General features: G+C 75.6%; 18 protein-coding genes and 1 riboswitch. Of the genes, 15 read left to right on the top strand and 3 right to left on the bottom strand.

All coding sequences use genetic code 11. The features are described from left to right. Position 1 precedes the first annotated feature (1 nt). The 3 genes from GQ466_RS18065 to GQ466_RS18055 form a co-directional block, all read right to left on the bottom strand. Positions 2-1,657: an acetolactate synthase large subunit gene (locus GQ466_RS18065; protein WP_161104138.1), complete on the bottom strand. Its 1,656-nt coding sequence runs from the start codon at positions 1,655-1,657 to the stop codon at positions 2-4. Positions 1,658-1,785: 128 nt separating this feature from the next. Beyond that, on the bottom strand, positions 1,786-1,983 hold the full coding sequence (locus GQ466_RS18060) for a DUF397 domain-containing protein (protein WP_161104137.1): 198 nt from the start codon (positions 1,981-1,983) through the stop codon (positions 1,786-1,788). After that, the gene (locus tag GQ466_RS18055) at positions 1,980-2,822 is read right to left on the bottom strand and encodes a helix-turn-helix domain-containing protein (protein WP_161104136.1); all 843 of its coding nucleotides are present in this window, start codon (positions 2,820-2,822) and stop codon (positions 1,980-1,982) included. The genes GQ466_RS18060 and GQ466_RS18055 overlap by 4 nt, the downstream gene beginning before the upstream one ends. Before the next feature lie 208 nt (positions 2,823-3,030). On the opposite strand from GQ466_RS18055, the gene GQ466_RS31735 reads away from it, so the two are divergent. The 15 genes from GQ466_RS31735 (at position 3,031) to GQ466_RS17980 (ending at position 18,738) form a co-directional block, all read left to right on the top strand. Beyond that, a complete protein-coding gene (locus tag GQ466_RS31735; protein ID WP_337193528.1) occupies positions 3,031-3,474 on the top strand; it encodes an ATP-binding protein in 444 nt (147 codons plus the stop codon). Between the two features lie 53 nt (positions 3,475-3,527). Then, positions 3,528-3,651: riboswitch (cobalamin riboswitch) on the top strand. A gap of 57 nt (positions 3,652-3,708) precedes the next feature. Beyond that, complete coding sequence (locus tag GQ466_RS18045; protein ID WP_161104134.1) at positions 3,709-5,844, top strand: VWA domain-containing protein; 2,136 nt, start codon at positions 3,709-3,711, stop codon at positions 5,842-5,844. 49 nt (positions 5,845-5,893) lie between these two features. Then, positions 5,894-6,496 carry a cob(I)yrinic acid a,c-diamide adenosyltransferase gene (cobO, locus tag GQ466_RS18040; protein ID WP_161104133.1) on the top strand — a complete coding sequence of 201 codons (603 nt, stop codon included), beginning with the start codon at positions 5,894-5,896 and terminating at the stop codon, positions 6,494-6,496. Beyond that, positions 6,490-7,839 carry a cobyrinic acid a,c-diamide synthase CobB gene (locus GQ466_RS18035; RefSeq protein WP_161104132.1) on the top strand — a complete coding sequence of 450 codons (1,350 nt, stop codon included), beginning with the start codon at positions 6,490-6,492 and terminating at the stop codon, positions 7,837-7,839. The genes cobO and GQ466_RS18035 overlap by 7 nt, the downstream gene beginning before the upstream one ends. Further along, on the top strand, positions 7,836-8,456 hold the full coding sequence (locus GQ466_RS18030; protein ID WP_161104131.1) for a GNAT family N-acetyltransferase: 621 nt from the start codon (positions 7,836-7,838) through the stop codon (positions 8,454-8,456). The genes GQ466_RS18035 and GQ466_RS18030 overlap by 4 nt, the downstream gene beginning before the upstream one ends. Further along, the gene (locus GQ466_RS18025; RefSeq protein WP_161104130.1) at positions 8,453-8,851 is read left to right on the top strand and encodes a hypothetical protein; all 399 of its coding nucleotides are present in this window, start codon (positions 8,453-8,455) and stop codon (positions 8,849-8,851) included. The genes GQ466_RS18030 and GQ466_RS18025 overlap by 4 nt, the downstream gene beginning before the upstream one ends. Next, positions 8,848-9,753, top strand: a complete 906-nt coding sequence (locus GQ466_RS18020; protein WP_161104129.1) for a hypothetical protein — start codon at positions 8,848-8,850, stop codon at positions 9,751-9,753. Before GQ466_RS18025 ends, GQ466_RS18020 begins: the two co-directional genes overlap by 4 nt. A gap of 316 nt (positions 9,754-10,069) precedes the next feature. Next, entirely contained in the window at positions 10,070-10,459 is a 390-nt protein-coding gene (locus GQ466_RS32855; protein WP_161104128.1) for a cobalamin biosynthesis protein, read from the top strand. A gap of 26 nt (positions 10,460-10,485) precedes the next feature. After that, the gene (locus GQ466_RS18010; RefSeq protein WP_337193527.1) at positions 10,486-11,082 is read left to right on the top strand and encodes a precorrin-8X methylmutase; all 597 of its coding nucleotides are present in this window, start codon (positions 10,486-10,488) and stop codon (positions 11,080-11,082) included. Further along, positions 11,079-12,089: an Rv2231c family histidinol phosphate aminotransferase CobC gene (gene cobC / locus GQ466_RS18005; RefSeq protein WP_161104126.1), complete on the top strand. Its 1,011-nt coding sequence runs from the start codon at positions 11,079-11,081 to the stop codon at positions 12,087-12,089. The genes GQ466_RS18010 and cobC overlap by 4 nt, the downstream gene beginning before the upstream one ends. A gap of 16 nt (positions 12,090-12,105) precedes the next feature. Then, the gene (gene cobT, locus GQ466_RS18000; protein ID WP_161104125.1) at positions 12,106-13,164 is read left to right on the top strand and encodes a nicotinate-nucleotide--dimethylbenzimidazole phosphoribosyltransferase; all 1,059 of its coding nucleotides are present in this window, start codon (positions 12,106-12,108) and stop codon (positions 13,162-13,164) included. Between the two features lie 174 nt (positions 13,165-13,338). Further along, positions 13,339-14,577 carry a uroporphyrinogen-III C-methyltransferase gene (cobA, locus tag GQ466_RS17995; RefSeq protein ID WP_337193526.1) on the top strand — a complete coding sequence of 413 codons (1,239 nt, stop codon included), beginning with the start codon at positions 13,339-13,341 and terminating at the stop codon, positions 14,575-14,577. Beyond that, positions 14,574-16,481 (top strand): GTPase family protein, encoded by a 1,908-nt coding sequence (locus GQ466_RS17990; RefSeq protein WP_161104123.1) that lies wholly within the window; start codon positions 14,574-14,576, stop codon positions 16,479-16,481. Before cobA ends, GQ466_RS17990 begins: the two co-directional genes overlap by 4 nt. Beyond that, positions 16,478-18,115: a GTPase family protein gene (locus tag GQ466_RS17985; RefSeq protein WP_161104122.1), complete on the top strand. Its 1,638-nt coding sequence runs from the start codon at positions 16,478-16,480 to the stop codon at positions 18,113-18,115. Before GQ466_RS17990 ends, GQ466_RS17985 begins: the two co-directional genes overlap by 4 nt. A 107-nt stretch (positions 18,116-18,222) precedes the next feature. Beyond that, complete coding sequence (locus GQ466_RS17980; RefSeq protein ID WP_161104121.1) at positions 18,223-18,738, top strand: single-stranded DNA-binding protein; 516 nt, start codon at positions 18,223-18,225, stop codon at positions 18,736-18,738. The last annotated feature ends 230 nt before the right edge of the window (positions 18,739-18,968 follow it).

The following is an 18,968-nucleotide window of genomic DNA, read 5'->3' as shown; positions in this document are numbered from 1 at the left end:
CCTAGAACGGGTCGGTCAGCTCGCCGAGTTGGTCGGTCAGCTCCAGGTTCGCGCGGTAGTCCACCGGGACGGTCACCACCGACACCCCGTCGTCGGTCAGCGCCTTGCGCAGCGTGGGCAGCAGCTCGTCGGCGGACGTCACCCGGTAACCGCGCGCCCCGAAACTCTCGGCGTAGGCGACGAAATCGGGGTTGCCGAACGCGATGTTGGAGCTGCGGCCGAGTTCCATGTCCATCTTCCAGCCGATCAGGCCGTACGCGCCGTCCTCCCAGATCAGGACCGTGATCGGGACGTTCTCCCGGACGGCCGTCTCCAGCTCCTGCGAGTTCATGAGGAACGCGCCGTCCCCGGTCGCGGCGAGGACGCGCCGGTCCGGGCGGGCCAGCTTGGCCGCGACGGCGCCCGGCACCGCGAACCCCATCGACGACAGCCCGTTCGACACCAGCAGCGTGTTCGGCTCGTACGTCGGGTACATCCGCGCCATCCACATCTTCACCGCGCCGGTGTCGGCGAGCACGATGTCCTCGCGGCCCATCGCGGCGCGGATGTCGGCGACGACCCGGCGCGGCGACAGCGGGAAGCCGTCCTCGGCGCGGCCCTGCTCCAGCTCGGCGCGCAGCAGGTCGCGGATCTTCTCGCCCGTCCCGGCGCCCGCGAACCGGCGGTGGACGGAGTCGGCGAGCTGCCGCAGCGTCCGGGAGATGTCGCCCTGGATGCCGACCGTGACGGTGTAGTGGTCGTCCACCTCGGCGGGGCTCTGGTGGATGTGCAGGATCTTCTTGTCGCCGTCGGGGTTGATCTTGACGGGGTCGAACTCCTGCAGCTCGTAGCCGACCGTGATGAGCACGTCCGCGCGGTCCAGCCCGAAGTTCACGTAGTCGTGCCGCATGAACCCGACGGCGCCGAGCGCGAGCCGGTGGTCGTCGGGGAAGACGCCCTTGCCGTTGAACGTCGTCGCGACCGGGACGCCGAGCGTCTCGGCGAAGTGGACCAGCGCCTCGCCCGCGTGCGCGCGCGTCGCGCCGTGCCCGGCCACCACCACCGGCTGCTGCGCCATCGCGATCACGTCGGCGGCGCGGGCGATCTGCGCGGGCGACGGCTCCTGCGGCCGGACGACGTTCACCGCGAGCGGCTTGAGCGTCGCCGGGACGGGCGCGGACTCGACGTCCTCGGGGATCGCCAGGTACACCGCGCCCGGCCGCTCGGTCTGCGCCGTCTTGAACGCCTTGCGGACCATCTCCGGCAGCGCCTCGGCCGTCGGCGCCAGCTCCGACCACTTGGTGATCGGGCGGAACAGCGACACGAGGTCGATGATCTGGTGCGACTCCTTGTAGATGCGGTCCAGCCCGACCTGCGCGGAGATCGCCACGACCGGCGTGCTGTTGGTCATCGCGTCGGCGACGCCGAGCTGCAGGTTGATCGCGCCCGGGCCGAGCGTGGCCGAGGCGACCCCGGCCCGTCCGGTCAGCCGTCCGTAGATCTCCGCCATGAACGCCGCGCCCTGCTCGTGCCGGACGAGGACATAGCGGATGGACGAGTCGTTGAGCGCGTCGACGAAATGGATGTTCTCCTCGCCCGGGATGCCGAAGACGTACTCGACCCCTTCGGCCTCCAGGATGCGGACGAGCAGCCGGGCGGCGTCGGCCTGCGTGGACATCGGGTGTCCTTCTTCCAGTCGCGGCGCCCGCGGACCGCGGGCATCCTTCTCAGCGTCGTCTCCCATTCGATCATTCCGCTCCCGCGGTGTGGCGCCGCCCACCCCGCGAAGCGCCGGAGCGCCGCCGGTCAGGTGCCGCGCACGGAGTCGAGCAGCGCGCTCCAGCCGGTGCTGGACAGGACCAGGGCGGGGCCCTGCGGGTCCTTGGAGTCGCGGACGACGCACCGTCCGCCCGCCAGGTCCGCCACCTCGACGCACTGCTCCCCGCTGCCGCTGTGGGAGGAGGTGCGCCAGCAGCCGCCGGTGTCGCGCCGCGATTTCGTCACATGCCGCTCCTTGCCGCCTCGCTCATGAGGCGCGCGGAATCCTCGGGGGTGAGGGCCGCCTCCTCGATCCGGCGGAAGCGGTCCCTGTGCTTCGCTATTTCCGCGCTGCTTTCCACATAAACGTCGCCCATCGTGCCTTCGACGTAGGCGATATCGGGGTCGGCGGGATCGGAATAGGAAAGGATGGTGAAACGTCCGTCGAGTCCGGCGTGCTCCATTGTGGAGAAGGGAAGGACCTGAACGGTCACGAAGGACCGTTCGCCCATTTTCACGAGTTTGTCCAATTGTGCGGCCATCACCTGGTGCCCGCCGATCGGGCGGCGCAGCGCGCCCTCGTCCATGATCATGTGCAGCCGGGGGGCGTCGGTCCGGTCCAGGATCGCCTGGCGGATCTTGCGGGCGTCCACGCGGCGCTCGATCTGCTCGCGCGTGGCGAGCAGGCGGCCCGCCGTGATGACGGCGCGCGAGTAGTCCTGGGTCTGGAGCAGGCCGTGGATGAGCTGCGGGTCCCAGGTGCGGATCTCCGCCGCGTCGTCCTCCAGCGCGACGTAGCTGCCCGCGAACACGTCGGCGTAGGCGGTCCACCAGCCGCGCCGGCCCGCCTCGCGGGCGAGGGTGAGCAGCGCGTCCCGGTCGGGGCTCGGGACGCCGTACAGGTCGAGCAGTGCGGCGATGTCGTCGGGCTTGGGGCGGGTCTGGCCGGTCTCCAGGCGGGAGACCGTGGCGCGGGACCAGGCGAGCCGGTCCGCCACGTCCTGGAGGGTGAGGCGCTGCTCCTCGCGCAGCTTGCGCAGCTCGCGGGCCAGCCGGCGACCGCGCACAGTAGGCCGGTAGGTCATGGCAAGCGAGTCTTTCCGTCAGCGCGGCGTCGCACAACGTGATTGCCGGAATCCGCAGGGATTGACGAACTCGGTGGAGCAATCTGGCGAAGGCAGTTGCGCCGCTGAGATTCTCACGAGACGCTGTCGCGTGACGGCTCGGGGACGCAATGTGACGAGTTGCCCAGGGGCGCCCCCGCCCAACGCGTCCCGAGCGGGAGGACCACCCGTGAAAGTCTCACCCCAGACCACCGACCCCCTCGCTCCGCCCGCCGGCTGGACGTGGCCGCTGCCGGACGGCCCCGAGTGCGCCCGGCACGCCCGGGCCGTCCTGGACGAGGCCCTGGCCGCGCTCGGCGTCTCCGCCGAGGCGCGCGCCGACGCCCGTCTCATGGTCAGCGAGCTGGCCACCAACGCCCACCAGCACGCGTCCGGGCGCCGTCCGCACGAGCTGTGGCTGTGCCGGGACGCCGCGTCCGGAACGGTCTACTGCGCCGTGTTCGACCGGGACGCGTCCGCGCGGCTGCCGGGCTACTCCTGGACGTCCGGCGACTGCGGGCGCGGCCTCGCGATCGTGCGGGAGCTGTCGGGCGGCCGGTGGGGCACCCGGGCGGACGTCGCGCGGCTGGGCGATCCCGAACCCGGCAAGGCCGTCTGGTTCGCCATTACCTGACCGTCTTCGTCCTGATCGCCGGGAGTGTGCGATCCTTGCGGACGGCGGACAGGAGGAACCCGGTGCGAATCCGGGGCTGTCCCGCAACTGTGACCGGGGAGCCCGTCCCCACGCTCGACGCCACGGCGGACACGCCGGAAGGCCGGGGACGGACGGTGATCCGGGAGCCAGGAGACTCCGGCCGCCGCTTGGACCGCCAACGGGCGTGGACACCCGACGGAAGGACAGTGGGGCATGGCCTCCAGCGACGCGCGCTACCCGTTCTCCGCGATCGTCGGCATGGACGATCTCAAGCTGGCGCTGCTGGTCAACGCCGTGTCGCCGCGGGTCGGCGGTGTGCTCGTGCGCGGCGAGAAGGGGACGGCGAAGTCCACGATCGTCCGGGCGCTGGCCGCGCTGCTGCCGCCCGTGCCGGTCGTGCCGGGCTGCCGCTTCTCGTGCGACCCGTCCGCGCCCGACCCGCGCTGCCCCGACGGGCCGCACTCGGGCGCCGGTGAGCGTCCGGCGCGGCTGGTGGAGCTGCCCGTCGGCGCGGCCGAGGAGCGGCTGACCGGCTCCCTCGACATCGAGCGGGCGCTGACCGAGGGCGTCACCGCGTTCGAGCCGGGACTGCTCGCCGCCGCGCACCGGGGCGTCCTGTACGTGGACGAGGTCAACCTCCTGCACGACCACCTCGTGGACCTGCTGCTGGACGCCGCCGCGATGGGCGAGTCGCACGTCGAGCGCGAGGGCGTGTCGGTGCGGCACGCGGCGCGGTTCCTGCTCGTCGGGACGATGAACCCCGAGGAGGGCGAGCTGCGCCCGCAGCTCCTGGACCGTTTCGGGCTGACCGTCGAGGTCGCCGCGACGCGCGACCCGGCCGAGCGCGCCGAGGTCGTGCGGCGGCGGCTGCGGTTCGAGGACGACCCGGGCTCGTTCGCGGCGCTGTGGGCGTCCGCCGAGGCGGAGCTGGCCGGGCGCATCGCCGCCGCCCGCGCGCTGCTGCCGGACGTCGCGCTGACCGACGCGGCGCTGCGGCAGATCACGGCGGTGTGCGCGGCGTTCGACGTGGACGGGCTGCGCGCCGACCTCGTCACGGCCCGCGCGGCGCTCGCGCTCGCCGCGTGGAACGGGCGGACCGAGGTGAACTCCGACGACGTCCGGAACGCCGCGCGGCTCGCGCTGCCGCACCGGCGCCGCCGCGACCCGTTCGACGCGCCGGGCCTGGACCGCGACCGGCTGGACGAGGTCCTGAACGAGCACGCCGACCCCGACGACGACCCCGACGGCCCCGGCGGCCCGGACGGCCCCGGCGGCGGGGCCACGGACGGCCCGGGCGGCTCCACGGGCGCGGAGGACGCCACCGGACCCGGCGCTGACGTGGGCACTGACGAGCACGCGGGTGCGGGCGCGAACTCCGGCGCCGACGTGGGCACTGGCGCGAACGCCGGTGCGAGCGCTGACGCGGGTACGGGCGAGGGCGCGAATGCGGACGCAGGCGCAGGCGAGGGCGCGCGTGCGGGTGCGCGTGCGGAAGCGGGCGCGGGTGCGAGTGAGTCGCCGGGGGCGGAGGACGGTCCGCCGGGCGGCGGGCGGGAGAGCGTCGTGGCGGCCGGGGCGGCGTACAAGCCGCGCCTGTTCACCGTCCCGGGCCTCGGCGCGGGCGCGCCGGGACGCCGGTCCAAGGCCCGCACGCCGCACGGCCGCGTGACCGGCGACCGGCCCGGCGCCGCCGGGCTCCACCTGACCGCCACGCTGCGCGCCGCCGCCCCGCGCCAGCGCGCGCGGGGCCGCACGGGCGCGGGACTGGTGCTGCGTCCGGGCGACCTGCGCGCGGCCGTGCGCGACGGACGCGAGGGCAACCTCGTCCTGTTCGTCGTCGACGCGAGCGGCTCGATGGCCGCGCGCCGCCGCATGACCGCCGTCAAGGGCGCCGTGCTCAGCCTGCTGCGCGACGCCTACCAGCGCCGCGACAAGGTCGGCCTGATCACGTTCCGGGGCCGGGACGCCGAGGTCGCGCTGCCGCCCACGTCCTCGGTGGAGGCGGGCGCGCGACGCCTGGAGCGGCTGCCGACCGGGGGCCGGACGCCGCTGGCCGCCGGGCTCGTCCGGGCCGCCGGGGTGCTGCGCGCCGAGCGGCTGCGCGACCCGGCGCGGCGTCCGCTGCTCGTGCTCGTCACCGACGGCCGCGCCACGGCCGGCGCGGACCCGGCCACCGCCGCGCCGCTGCTGGACGGCGTCGCATGCGTCGTCGTGGACTGCGAGTCCGGCCCGGTGCGGCTCGGCCTGGCCGCCGCGCTCGGCGCCCGGCTCGGCGCGGAGACCGTCCGGCTGGACGATCTGGCCGCCGGGAACCTCGCGGGACTCGTCCGCGCCCATCGCGCCGCCTGAGCGCCGCGTTCAGCAGGCCGCGCGCGCGGCCGGAGGAAGGGAGAACCCCATGCCGCAGGGCAAGCCGGAGTACGTGCCGCAGGACGGGCTGACGACGCGGGAGCGCCGCAACCGGCCGCTGCTGGTCGTCCACACCGGGCCGGGGAAGGGCAAGTCGACGGCCGCGTTCGGGCTCGCGCTGCGCGCCTGGAACCAGGGCTGGCCGATCGGGGTGTTCCAGTTCGTGAAGTCCGCGAAGTGGCGCGTCGGCGAGGAGACGGCGCTGCGCGTCCTCGGGGACGGCGGCGAGGGCGGGACGGTCGTCTGGAACAAGATGGGCGAGGGCTGGTCCTGGATCCGCAAGGCGGGCGGCGAGGACGACCACGCCGCCGACGCCCGCGAGGGCTGGGCGCAGATCAAGCGGGACCTGGCCGCCGAGACCTACCGGCTGTACGTGCTGGATGAGTTCACCTATCCGATGAAGTGGGGATGGATCGACGTGGACGAGGTCGTGGCCGTCCTGCGCGACCGTCCCGGGACCCAGCACGTCGTGATCACCGGCCGGGACGCCGACCCGCGCCTGCTGGACGCCGCCGACCTCGTCACCGAGATGACCAAGGTGAAGCACCCGATGGACGCCGGGCAGAAGGGCCAGAAGGGCATCGAGTGGTAGCACGGCTGGTCGTCGCCGCGCCCGCGTCGGGCAGCGGCAAGACGACGGTGGCGACCGGCCTGATGGCCGCGTTCGCCGCACGCGGCCTCACGGTGTCCCCGCACAAGGTCGGCCCGGACTACATCGACCCCGGCTACCACGCCCTCGCCGCCGGACGTCCGGGACGGAACCTGGACGCGTGGCTGTCCGGCGAGGACCTGCTCGTCCCGCTGCTCAAGCACGGCGCGGCCGGCGCGGACGTCGCGGTCATCGAGGGCGTGATGGGCCTCTACGACGGCGCGACGGGCCGTCCGGGCGGCGACTCGGGCGGCGAGTTCGCGTCCACCGCGCACGTCGCCCGCCTGCTGGACGCCCCGGTCGTGCTGGTCGTGGACGCGTCCTCGGCGGCCGGACGGTCCGTCGCCGCGCTCGTCCACGGCTTCGCGTCCTACGGCGAGGTCCGGCTCGGCGGCGTGGTCCTCAACCGCGTCGGCTCGGACGCCCACGAGGCCATGTGCCGCGAGGCCGTCGAGGCGCTCGGCGTGCCCGTGCTGGGCGCGCTGCGGCGGCGCGACGACGTGGCCAAGCCGTCGCGGCACCTCGGGCTCGTCCCGGCCGCCGAGCGCAGCGCCGAGGCCGTCGCGACCGTGGCGCGGCTCGGGGAGCTGGTGGCGGCGTCCTGCGACCTGGACGCCCTGCTCGCCCTGGCCCGCACCGCGCCCCCGCTCACCGGCGCCGCCTGGGATCCGGGCACGCCGCCGCCGGGGGAGCGGCCCGTGATCGCCGTCGCGGGCGGCCCGGCGTTCACGTTCGGCTACACCGAGAACGAGGAGCTGCTGGCCGGGGCGGGCGCGGAGGTCGTCCGGTTCGACCCGCTGCGCGACGAGAAGCTGCCCGCCGGGACGCGCGGGCTCGTCATCGGCGGCGGGTTCCCCGAGGTCTACGCGGCGGAGCTGTCGGAGAACGTCCCGCTGCGCGCCGAGGTCGCCGCGCTGGCCGCGTCCGGGGCGCCCGTCTACGCCGAGTGCGCCGGGCTCCTGTACCTCGCCCGCGATCTCGACGGGGCGCCGATGTGCGGTGTTCTGCCCGATGTCTCCGGAGTCATGGCGCCGCGTCTCACACTCGGCTACCGTGCCGCCGTGGCGATCAACGACTCGGTGGTCGCCCGGACCGGCGAACGGGTGCGCGGCCACGAGTTCCACCGCACCACGACCACGCCGGCGCACGGCTCCCGCGGTGCGTGGCAGTGGTCCCCGGCGGGACCGGAGGGCTTCGTGCGCGGCGCGTGCGTCGCCTCCTACCTGCATCTGCACTGGGCCGCGACGCCCTGGTCCGCGCGACGCCTGGTGGAGGAGACCCGATGACCGGACGGTTCGGCGACCCGGTGCGGCTGGAGGGGGAGCGGACCGTCCTGCGGCCGTTCTCCGTGGACGACGCTGAGGACTACGTCGCCGTCCTGCGCGCGGGCGAGGACTGGCTGCCGCCCAACTTCCCGCGCGAGCTGGACGCCGAACGCCTCGCCTGGTGGTTCGAGGACGGCGTCCACCAGCCGCAGAAGCTCGGCCTCGGCGTCCACCTGGCGATCGCCGACCGGGCGTCCGGCGCGCTGACCGGCACGATCGGGCTGTTCCGCGTCGACTGGTCCAACCTCACCTGCGAGGTCGGCTACGGGATGCGGCCCGCGTGGCGGCGGCGCGGCTACGCCACCGAGGCGCTGAAGCTCGTCGTCCGGTGGGCGCTGCACGAGCGCGGCCTGTACCGGGTCGAGCTGCGGGCGCTGACGTCCAACCACGCGTCGATCCGCGTCGCCGAGTACGCCGGGTTCCTGCGCGAGGGACGGGCCCGGGGCGCGGAGCGGTCGGCCGACGGCGCGCACCACGACCAGGTGGTGTTCGGGCTGATCGCGCGCGACCTGGCCCGCGACGTCCCCGGCGCGCCTGACCCCGGCGCGGCGCCGTCCGGACCAGGCTCGGCGGGATGAACGCACTCGTCCTCTGCGCGGGGGACGGCGCCCGCGACGCCGCCCGCGCGCTGCTGCCGCAGGTGCCCGCCGCCCGGATCGTCCGCGCCGACCCCGCCACGCTGCCCGCCGCCGCCCGCGAGGCCGCCGCGCACGGCCTCGACACGGTCGTCGTCGGCCGCTTCGCCGAGCTGGCGGACGCGGCGGGCGGCGCGCCCGTCCTCGCCGAGATCGCCGCCGCCATGGACGCGCCGCCGCCCGCCGAGTGGGAGGCCGCCGGGGCGCTCGGCCGCTGCGGGCGCGAGCTGTGCCGCCGCGTCGCGGACACGCTCGACGTCGCCGCCGCCCAGGTCGTCCTGGTGGACGCGACCGGCCGCATGACCGGCATGTTCGGCCGAACGGCGCCCGTACGGTGATCGCGCTCGCCGCGCGGGCGCTGGACCGGGCCGGGCTCCCGGCCGCCGACGCGCTCGTCGTGTCCGCCCGCGACGGGAACCTGCGCCGCGCCGCCAACGCCTGCCGCGCCCACCGCAAGGTCGCCGTCCTCACCGGCCCCGGCGCGGGCCCGGCCGAGCTGGCGCGCGAGCTGTTCCCCCAGACGCCCCGCACGTTCGTCGTCTGCGAGGACCTGGACGGCCCCGCCGAGCGCATCGAGCGCGTCCGCCCCGCCGAGGCCACCACCCGGCCGTGGAACGACCCGCAGGTCGTGCTCGTCCTGGACCCGTTCGGCCGCTTCGACGCGCCGTCCTGGCTGGCCGGCGCCCACGGCCCGGTGGCCTGGGCACTGCCAGTGGACGCGTTCACACGTCCCGCCGCGCCCCCCGAGGTCCGCGCGCTGGCCCTGGCCCGCCTCGGCCCGCGCGTCGGCGACCTGGTCTGGGACCTCGGCCCCGGCGCCGGCCCGCTCGCGGTCGAATGCGCCCGCTTCGGCGCGGCGGCCGTGGCGGTCGCCGCCGACCGCGCCGCCCGCGACGCGATCCGCGCCGACGTCGCGGCGCACCGCGTCAAGGTGGCCGTGGCGCGCGGAGAACCGCCCGCCGTCCTGGCGCCGCTGCCCGAACCGGACGCCGTCCACGTCACCGGCGATCCGTCCCTGGCCGCCCACTGCGCCCCCCGCGCACTCCGCGCCGCAGTGGCGGTAGTCGCCCCCGCCGACGCGGACGCGATCCACGAAACCCTCACCACAGCGGGCTTCACCACGGGCTCCGTAATCCTCGCCGGCCTGGCGGTCGTCCACGGCACCCGCACCGCGGACCTCCCCGTCCGCCCGCCCGAGGCCCCACAACGCCCCGTCGAAACCCTGGGCGCCCTCCAGTGACCGCATGCGCCCGCCCAGCAGACCGGCCAGGCCGCGACGCCCCGGCGTTCCCTCGCCGGGCCGCGCCGAGCGCGCTCGTTCAACGCGCCTGCGGCGCGGACCGCCCCGAGCGCCCGCCCGCCGCGCGTCGGCGCCCTGTCGCGTTCGAGCTCGCGCGCAGTGTCCGCGCTGGGGAACTGCTCGAACGCCCGCCCGCCGCGCGTCGGCGCCCTGTCGCGATGCCCGTCGAGCTCGCGCGCAGTGTCCGCGCCGGGGAGCTGCTCGAACGCCCGCCCGCCGCGCGTCGGCGTTCCGTCGGGGCGTGTGGCGGGGTGCGGTGACGGCGCTCGTCGTCGGCGTCGGCCTGTCCTCGCGGGCGGACGCGGCCGAGATCGGCGCGCTGGTGGACCGGGTGCTCGCGGCGGCGGGCGCGCGTTCCGGCGACGTGCGGGTCCTCGCCACGCTCGCGGACCGGGCGACGGCGCCCGCGCTGGTCGAGGTGGCCGCCGCGCGCGGCTGGGAGATCGTCGGGCACGCGGCCGGGGAGCTGGCGGACGTGGCCGTGCCGCATCCGTCCGAGGCCGTCCGCGCCCGCACCGGGACCCCGTCGGTCGCGGAGGCGGCGGCCCTGCGCACCGCTCGTACCCTGGGACGGGCCGTGCTGCTCGTCGCCCGCACGACGACCCCGCACGCCACCGCCGCGCTCGCCGGAGCCGCGCCCCGATGACCGCCCCGACCCAGCCAGGAGACCGCGTGACCGTCCGCCAACCCCACCCGATCGAGGTCCGGTCGTACGAGATCCTGCGATCCCGTGTCGACCTCACCCCGATGCCGCCGCTGTGGCGGGCGGTCACCGAGCGGATCATCCACGTCACCGCGGACCTGGAGTACGCCGTGGACGTCGTCACCCGCGAGGAGCACCTCGCCCGCGGGCTCGCCGCGCTGCGCGCCGGGGCGCCGGTCGTCGCCGACGAGGGCATGGTCGTCGCGGGCATCACCGCGCGGCCCGCCGTCTGCCACATCGCCGACCCCGCCGCCGGACGCCTCGCGCGCGCCGCCGGGATCTCCCGCGAGGCCGCCGCCGTCCGGCTCTCCTACGCCGAGGTCGGCCCGGGCGCCGTGTGGGCCGTCGGGTCCGCGCCCGGCGCGCTGCTGGAGATCATCGCCCGGGACGTGCGGCCCGCGCTGGTCGTCGGGCTCCCGGTCGGGTTCGTCGGCGCCGCCGAGGCCAAGGAGGCGCTGCGGGCCAGCGGGCTGCCGCAGGTCAGCAACGTGTCCGAGAAGGGCGGCTCGGCCGTCGCCGCCGCCGCCGTGAACGCGCTGCTCTACTACGACGGGGAGGCGGCGTGATCGACCTGCGTCACCACGGGGACAGCGAGGTCGGGGGCGGGCTGATCGACTTCGCCGTCAACGTCCGGACCGGGACGCCGCCCGCCTGGCTCGCCGAGCGGATCCGGGCCTCGGTCGCCGATCTTGCTGCTTATCCCGACGCGTCCGTCGCGCGGGGCGCCGTCGCCGCGCGGCATGGGCGCGTTGCGGACGAGGTGCTGCTCACTGCCGGGGCCGCCGAGGCGTTCGTGCTGTTGGCGCGGGTCGTCCGGCCGCGTCGTGCGGTGGTCGTCCATCCGCAGTTCACCGAGCCGGAGGCCGCGTTGCGCGCCGCCGGGCACGAGGTGGAGCGGGTCGTGCTCGGCGGGGATTTCGTGCTGGATCCGTCCGCCGTGCCGGACGACGCCGATCTCGTCATGGTCGGAAATCCGACGAACCCGACGTCCGTGCTGCATCCGGTCGAGACCGTGGCGGCGCTGGCGCGGCCGGGACGGCTCGTGGTCGTGGACGAGGCGTTCATGGACTGCGTTCCCGGCGAGCCGGAGAGCCTGGCCGGACGTCTGCCCCCGGGCATCGCGGTGATCCGAAGCCTCACCAAGACGTGGGGGCTCGCGGGGCTGCGCGCCGGATACGTCCTCGCCGAGCCCGAGCTGATCGGACGGCTCGCCGAGGCCCAGCCGCTGTGGGCCGTGTCCACGCCCGCGCTCGCCGCGATCGAGGCGTGCTGCGCGCCGGACGCCGTCGCCGAGGCCGACGCCTGGGCCGCCGCGATGGGCGCCGAGCGCGACCGGCTCGCCGCCGCCCTGACCGGACGCGGCCTGCACGTCGTCCCGCACGCCGCCGCGTCGTTCCTGTGCGTCCGCGTGCCCGACGGGCTCGGCGTCCGCGCCCTGCTGCGGCAGCGCGGCTACGCGGTCCGGCGCGGCGACACCTTCCCCGGCCTCGGGCCGGACTGGCTGCGGATCGCCGTCCGCGACGCCGCCGCCCACGACGGCCTGCTCAAAGCGCTCGCCGACCTCGGCGTCTAGACAAGAGGAGCCCCCCGTGATCGAGGAGACTTTGGCCGCGATCGTCCCCCCGGACGAGGCCGCGATCCGCGACGCCCGCGACCGCCAGGCGCGGCTGACCAAGCCGCCGGGCTCGCTCGGCGCGCTGGAGGAGCTGTCGGTGCGGCTCGCCGGGCTCGCCGGGACGTGCCCGCCCCCGATTCCCGCGCCCGCAGCCGTCGCGATCTTCGCCGCCGACCACGGCGTCCACGCGCGCGGCGTCTCGCCGTGGCCGCAGGAGGTGACGGCCCAGATGGTCGCCAACTTCCTCGCCGGGGGAGCGGTCGTCAACGCGTTCGCGGCCCAGGCGGGCGCGACCGTCACCGTGGTGGACGTGGGCGTCGCCGCCGACCTGCCCGCCGCCCCCGGCCTGCAGAACCGGAAGATCGCGCGCGGCACCGCCGACCTGTCCGCGGGCCCCGCGATGACCGCCGAGCAAGCACGGGAAGCGCTGGAAGCGGGGATCGAGGTCGCGCGCGGGCTCGTCGCGGACGGCGCCCGCTGCCTGATCACCGGCGACATGGGCATCGCGAACACCACCGCGTCCGCCGCCCTCATCGCGGCCTACACCGGCAGGCCCGCCGAGCAGGTCACCGGGCTCGGGACGGGCATCGACCCGGCCACCCACGCGCGCAAGATCGAGATCGTCCGGGACGCGCTGGCGCGGCTGCCCGAAACCGCCGGGCCGCTGGAAATCCTCGCCCAGGTCGGCGGGCTGGAGCACGCCGCGCTCGCCGGGTTCATCCTCGGCGGCGCCGCGCAGCGCGTGCCGGTCATCCTGGACGGCGTGATCGCCGGGGCCGCCGCCCTCGCCGCCGCCGCGCTGGCCCCCGGCGTCGTCGGCGCCTGCGTGGCCGGGCACCGCTCCGCCGAGCCCGGCCACGCCGCCGCGCTCGCCCACCTCGGCCTCGACCCGCTCGTGGACCTCGGCCTGCGGCTCGGCGAGGGCACCGGCGCGCTGCTCGCGCTGCCCCTCGTCCAGAGCGCCGTGAGGGTCCTGCACGACGTCGCCACGTTCGACTCGGCGGGCGTGACGGGTAAGGACGGCGAGTCATAACGCGCACCCCCGCGCCGTCGTAACGACCTGGTCACGGTATGGGCGGCCGGGCCACATCGGCGGCGCGGGGGCGCTCCATCAGGCCCCTGTTCCGAGTACCTTTATCCGCAAAGACCCATGTCCGTCACGTACGTCCGTCAACGACCGCCCAGCCCCGATCGAGAGACCCACGCCGTGCCCCCGTACCTGCTAGGACTCCGGCTCACCGGCCGACGCGTCGTCGTCGTCGGCGGCGGGCGCGTCGCCCAGCGGCGCGTCCCCGCCCTGCTGGCGGCGGGAGCCTCGGTCATCCTCGTCTCCCCGGAGGTCACCCCCTCCCTGGAGGACCTGGCGGCGGCGGGACGGATCGAGTGGCGGCGGCGCAACTACGCCCCCGGCGACTGCGCCGGGGCCTGGCTCGTCCAGGCGGTCACCGACGACGGCAAGGTCAACGCCACCGTCGTCGCCGAGGCCGAGGAGCGGCGGATCTGGTCCGTCCGGGCCGACGACGCCGACGCCTCGCCCGGCTGGACGCCCGCCTCGGGGCAGGTCGGCGAGACCACCGTCGGCGTCCTCGCGGGCGGCGACCCGCGCCGCGCCGCGGGGCTGCGCGACGCCGTCGTGGACGGGCTGCGCGACGGCGCCCTGGAGTCCCGCCAGTCGCGGCGCAAGCCCGTCGGCGTCGCGCTCGTCGGCGGCGGCCCCGGCGACCCCGGGCTGATCACCGTCCGGGGCCGGCGGCTCCTGGCCCAGGCCGACGTCGTCGTCACCGACCGCCTCGCCCCCCGCGAGCTGCTGGACGAGCTGGCCGACGACGTCGAGGTCATCGACGCCGCCAAGATCCCCTACGGGCGCACCGTCCCGCAGGAGAGCATCAACGACTACCTGGTCGAGCACGCCCGGCAGGGCAAGTTCGTCGTCCGGCTCAAGGGCGGCGACCCGTTCGTCTTCGGGCGCGGCGGCGAGGAGGCGCTGCACTGCGCCCGGCACGGCATTCCCGTGACCGTCGTCCCGGGCATCACCAGCGCCGTCGCGGTGCCGTCCGCCGCCGGGATCCCGGTGACGCACCGCGGGCTGTCCCAGGAGTTCCACGTCGTCTCCGCGCACGTCGCCCCGGGGCACCCCGAATCGACCGTCGACTGGGAGGCGCTCGCGGCGTGCGGCGGCACACTCGTCCTCCTCATGGCGGTCGAGCGCATGGAACTGATCACCGAAGCCCTCATAGGCTATGGTCGGTCGCCAGGCACGCCGGTCGCCGTGGTCCAGGAGGGGACGCTCCCGGCCCAGCGTTCGCTGACGGCGACCCTGGCGACGGTGGCCGCCAGCATGCGGGCCGCCGGAGTCCGGCCACCGGCGATCGTGATCGTGGGCGACGTCGTCACCGTGGCACAGGAGATCGAGACGTTGCGAGCCGACCTGGGACGGGATCCGTGACCTCCCCCGCAGAACGAAGCGCGGTCCAGAACGACGGGCCGGACGCGACCGAGCCGTCCGCCGCGCCCTCCATCGAGCCGTCCGCCGAGCACCGAGACGACAAGGACCGTCCCGTCGAGACGAACCGCTCCGCCGAACCGCCGAAGCCGCCCGCCGCCGTGCGCACCGAGGCCGTGACGCGCCCGCGCGCGTCCACCGTCCGTCCCGGTGAGCTGACCGTGCGCCAGCGCGCCCTCACCGACGCCCTCACCAGCCTGCGCGAACAGCTCGACGCGTTCGAGTTCGTCCTGGACGGCCCCGGCGTCGCCGACGCCCGCGAAGCCCGCTCCGAACTGCGCAACCAGCTCGAGGACTACGTTCTCCCGCGCGTCCAGGCGGCCGGGACGCCCATGCTCGTCGTCCTCGGCGGCTCGACCGGCGCGGGCAAGTCCACGCTGGTCAACACGCTCGTCGGGACGCGCGTCAGCGCCACCGGCGTGCTCCGCCCCACCACCAGCAGCCCCATCCTCGTCTGCCACCCCGACCACGCCGACTGGTTCCTCGAAGGGCCGCTGCTGCCCGGCATGGGACGCGTCCGCGGCCCCGCGCCCGACGCGATCGCCGGCGACCAGCTCGTCGTCATCGCCAGCGACACCCTGCCGCCCGGCCTCGCGCTGCTGGACAGCCCCGACTTCGACTCGGTCTTCGAGGACCACTACGAGTTCGCGACCAAGCTCATGGCCGCCGCCGACCTCTGGCTGTGCGTGACGACCGCCGCCCGCTACGCCGACGCCCAGGTCTGGGACATGCTCGGCCGCGCCCGCGACAACGGCGCCACGATCGGGGTCGTCCTGTCCCGCGTGCCGCAGGGCGCCGGGTCGGAGGTCGTGGAGCACTTCGCGGACATGCTCGCCGAGCACGGCGTGACGAGCGCGCGGCGCTTCACCGTCCCCGAGACCCGCATCGAGGACAGCCGCCTCCCCGAGGAGGCCGTCGAGGACGTCCGGGCCTGGCTCACCGACCTCGCCGCCAGCTCCGCCGACCGGGAGATCGTGGTGTCGGAGACGCTCGCGGCCGTCCTGGACAGCCTGCGCACCCGCGTCCCCGAGATCGCCCGGCACGTCGAGGCGCAGGCCGAGCAGCGCGCCGAGCTGGCCCGCATCGTGGACGGCGCGTACGGCACCGCGCTCGCCGAGCTGGACGAGGCCACCCGCAACGGCTCCCTGCTGCGCGGCGAGGTCCTCGCCCGCTGGCAGGACTTCGCGGGCACCGGCGACCTGCTGCGCTCGCTGCGCGTCCGGGGCCGGGGCAAGGCCGTCAAGCGCGGCGTCCGGCGGCACCGCAGCCCGAGCCGGGTCCGGTCGCTGAAGGCGGCGCTGCGCGGCGGGCTGGAGTCGCTGATCGTCTCGTCCGCCGAGCACGCCGCCGAGCAGGTCATCGCCCGCTGGCGCGAGCACCCCGCCGGCGGGCCGGTGCTCGCCGCGCCGTCGGCCGCGCTCGGCACCGCCTCGCCCGAGCTGGAGCGGCGCGTCACCCGGGCCGTCAGCTCCTGGCAGGACCACGTGCAGGAACTCGTCCGCACCCAGGGCGTGACGAAGCGGTCGGTCGCCAAGCTCGTCTCGTTCGACGCCGAGGCGCTGTCGCTCGTCCTCATGATCGGGCTGCTCGGCTACGGGACGTCGGACGTCACCGTCGACGCCGGCACCAGCGCCGTCCCGCAGCGGCTCCTCAAGGCGCTGTTCGGGGCCGAGTCGCTGCGCGGCATGGGCGCCAAGGCCCGCGCCGACCTGCGCAGCCGCATCGGCATGCTGTTCGACGAGGAGGCGATCAGGTTCGGGCAGGCGCTGGACGCCGCCGGGATCCCGGACCAGACCGTCCCCGTGCAGCTCTACCAGGCCACCCACAACCTGGAGGTTGCCCGATGACCACCTCCGCGGCGCCCGTGGTGCCGTCCGCGCCCGCGCTCGTCGCCCGGCTCGACGGCCTCGAACGCCTCGTCGCCGGCGGCGCCGACCGCGTCGACCCGGCCCTGCTGGACGACGCGCGCGGCCTGCTGGACCGGGCCGGGCAGCGGCTGCGGCTCTCGGGCGACCACACGGTGGTCACGCTCGCGGGCGGCACCGGCAGCGGCAAGTCGTCGCTGTTCAACGCGATCTGCGGGCTGGACCTGTCGCCGACCGGGGTGCGGCGGCCGATGACGTCCAAGGCCCACGCCTGCGTGTGGGGGCTGGACGGCGCCGGACCGCTCCTCGACTGGCTCGACGTGGACAAACGCCACCGCTACGCCCGCGCCAGCGCCCTCGACACGCGCGCCGACCAGTCGCTGCAGGGGCTCGTGCTGCTGGACCTGCCCGACCACGACTCGATCCAGGCCGTCCACCGCGCCGAGGTCGACCGGTTCGTCACGATCGCGGACCTGCTCGTCTGGGTCGTGGACCCGCAGAAGTACGCGGACGCCGCGCTGCACCGCAATTACATCGTGCCTTTCGCCCGGTACGCGGCGGTCACGTTGATCGTCCTGAACCAGGTGGACAAGCTCCAGCCCGGCGAGGTGGACGACTGCGTCGCCGACCTGCGCCGTCTGCTGGAGGCCGAGGGGCTGGCCAAGCCGCGGATCGTGACGACGTCCGCCGTCAGCGACGAGGGCGCCGCGTCCTTCCGCGAGGTGCTGGTCGAGACCGTCGCGGCCCGCGAGGCCCGCACCGGACGGCTCGCCACCGACCTGGACCGGCTCGCCGACCGGTTCGCCGTCCACCGCGGCGACGACGACGTGCCCACCTCGGTGCCCGTCGAGCGCCGCGCGGAGCTGGTCGCCGAGCTGACCGCCGCCGCCGGGGCGCCCGCCGTCGCCGAGGCGATGGAGAGCGCGTACGAGCTGCGCGCGGCGGACTTCGTGGGCTGGCCCGTCCAGACTCTGGTCTCCCGGCTGCGCAGCGACCCGCTGCGCCGGATGCGGCTCACCGAGTTGCGCGAGGAACTGCGCGGCGCGTTCACCGGCCCGGTCGGCGCGCAGCAGGGCGACGTGGACGCGGCCCTGGTCAAGGCCACCGAGGGCTTCACCGACGCACTCCCGGACGCCTGGGCGCGCTCGGTGCGCGCCGCCGCCCGGCTGCACGCCCACGACCTGCCCGAATCGCTCGGCGCGTCGCTGCGGGACGTCCTGCCCGCGTTCAACCAGGTGCCGCGCTGGTGGTGGCTGATCAAGACGTGGCAGTACTTCCTCGCTCTGGTGACGGTGCTCGGGATCGGCTGGATCGGGGTGCTCGTCGCCTACGCGGTGATGGGGACGGACGCCGACACCAACCGGCTGCTCAGCGACGCGGGCCTGATCCCGTACATCGCCGTCCTGGCCGTCTGCACGCTCGGGATGGGCTGGCTGACGGCGGCGGCGTGCCGGAACCTGGCGGCGCTGTCGTCGGCCAAGCACGGCGATCGGCTGGAACGGCACATGCGGGAACGGATCGAACGGCTCGCGGATGCCAAGGTCCTCAAGCCGGTGGGCGAAGAACTCGCCCGGTTCGCCCGGTTCCGTGCCGATGTGGACGCGCTGCGCGGCTGAGAGTTATCCACAGCTTCGCTTGCGACTTTCGTTGACGCTCTGACCTGGGAGAGCGTGGGGTTCGAGCGCGGGCCGCAAGGGCTCGCGTCCGGACGAAGGAGCCCACGATGAACGAAGCCCAGATCACCGTCACCGGCTGGGTCGCGGCCGAGCCCATCTACTCGGTGACGACCGCCGGGACGTCCTGCCTGTCGCTGCGGATCGGCTGCACGCCGCGCCGCTACGACCGCCAGGCCGGCCAGTGGCAGGACCTGGAGACGATGTTCCTGACCGTCCAGTGCTGGCGGTCCCTCGCCGACAACGTCAACGCCTCGGAGTTCCGCCGCGGCCACCCCGTCGTGGTGACCGGCAGGCTCCGGATCCGCCAGTACGAGAAGGACGGCGCGAACCGCTTCGCCGCCGAGATCGAGGCCGTCACCCTCGCCCCCGACCTCAACCGCGGCACCGTCGACTTCCGCCCCGTGACCCGCTCCGCGGGCCTCAGCGAGGACGACCGCCGCGAGGCCGCCGACGCCACCGACCACTGGACCGCCGCCGGCCCCCTGACCCCGCCCCCCGACCCGTCCACCACCCCGACCCCCACCCCCGCCAAGCCTCCCCGCCGAGCAACCCAAGCCGCCTAACCCACACCCCACCCCGTCCACGCCCGCGACCTCGCTCACGCCCGCGACCCCGCTCACGCCCGGCACCTCGCCCATGCCCGGCACCTCGCCCACGCCCGCCACCTCGCCCACGCCGGCGACCCCGCTCACGCCCGCGACCCCGTCCACGCCCGGCACCTCGCCCACGCCCGGCACCTTGCCCACGCCCGGCACCTTGCCCACGCCCGCGACCCCGCTCACGCCCGGCACCT

It is taken from the genome of Actinomadura rayongensis (assembly GCF_009831215.1).
GTDB classification, from domain to species: domain Bacteria; phylum Actinomycetota; class Actinomycetes; order Streptosporangiales; family Streptosporangiaceae; genus Spirillospora; species Spirillospora rayongensis.
The sequence above is the reverse complement of the archived record's forward strand: the minus strand, read 5'-3'. Positions and strand labels throughout refer to the sequence as shown.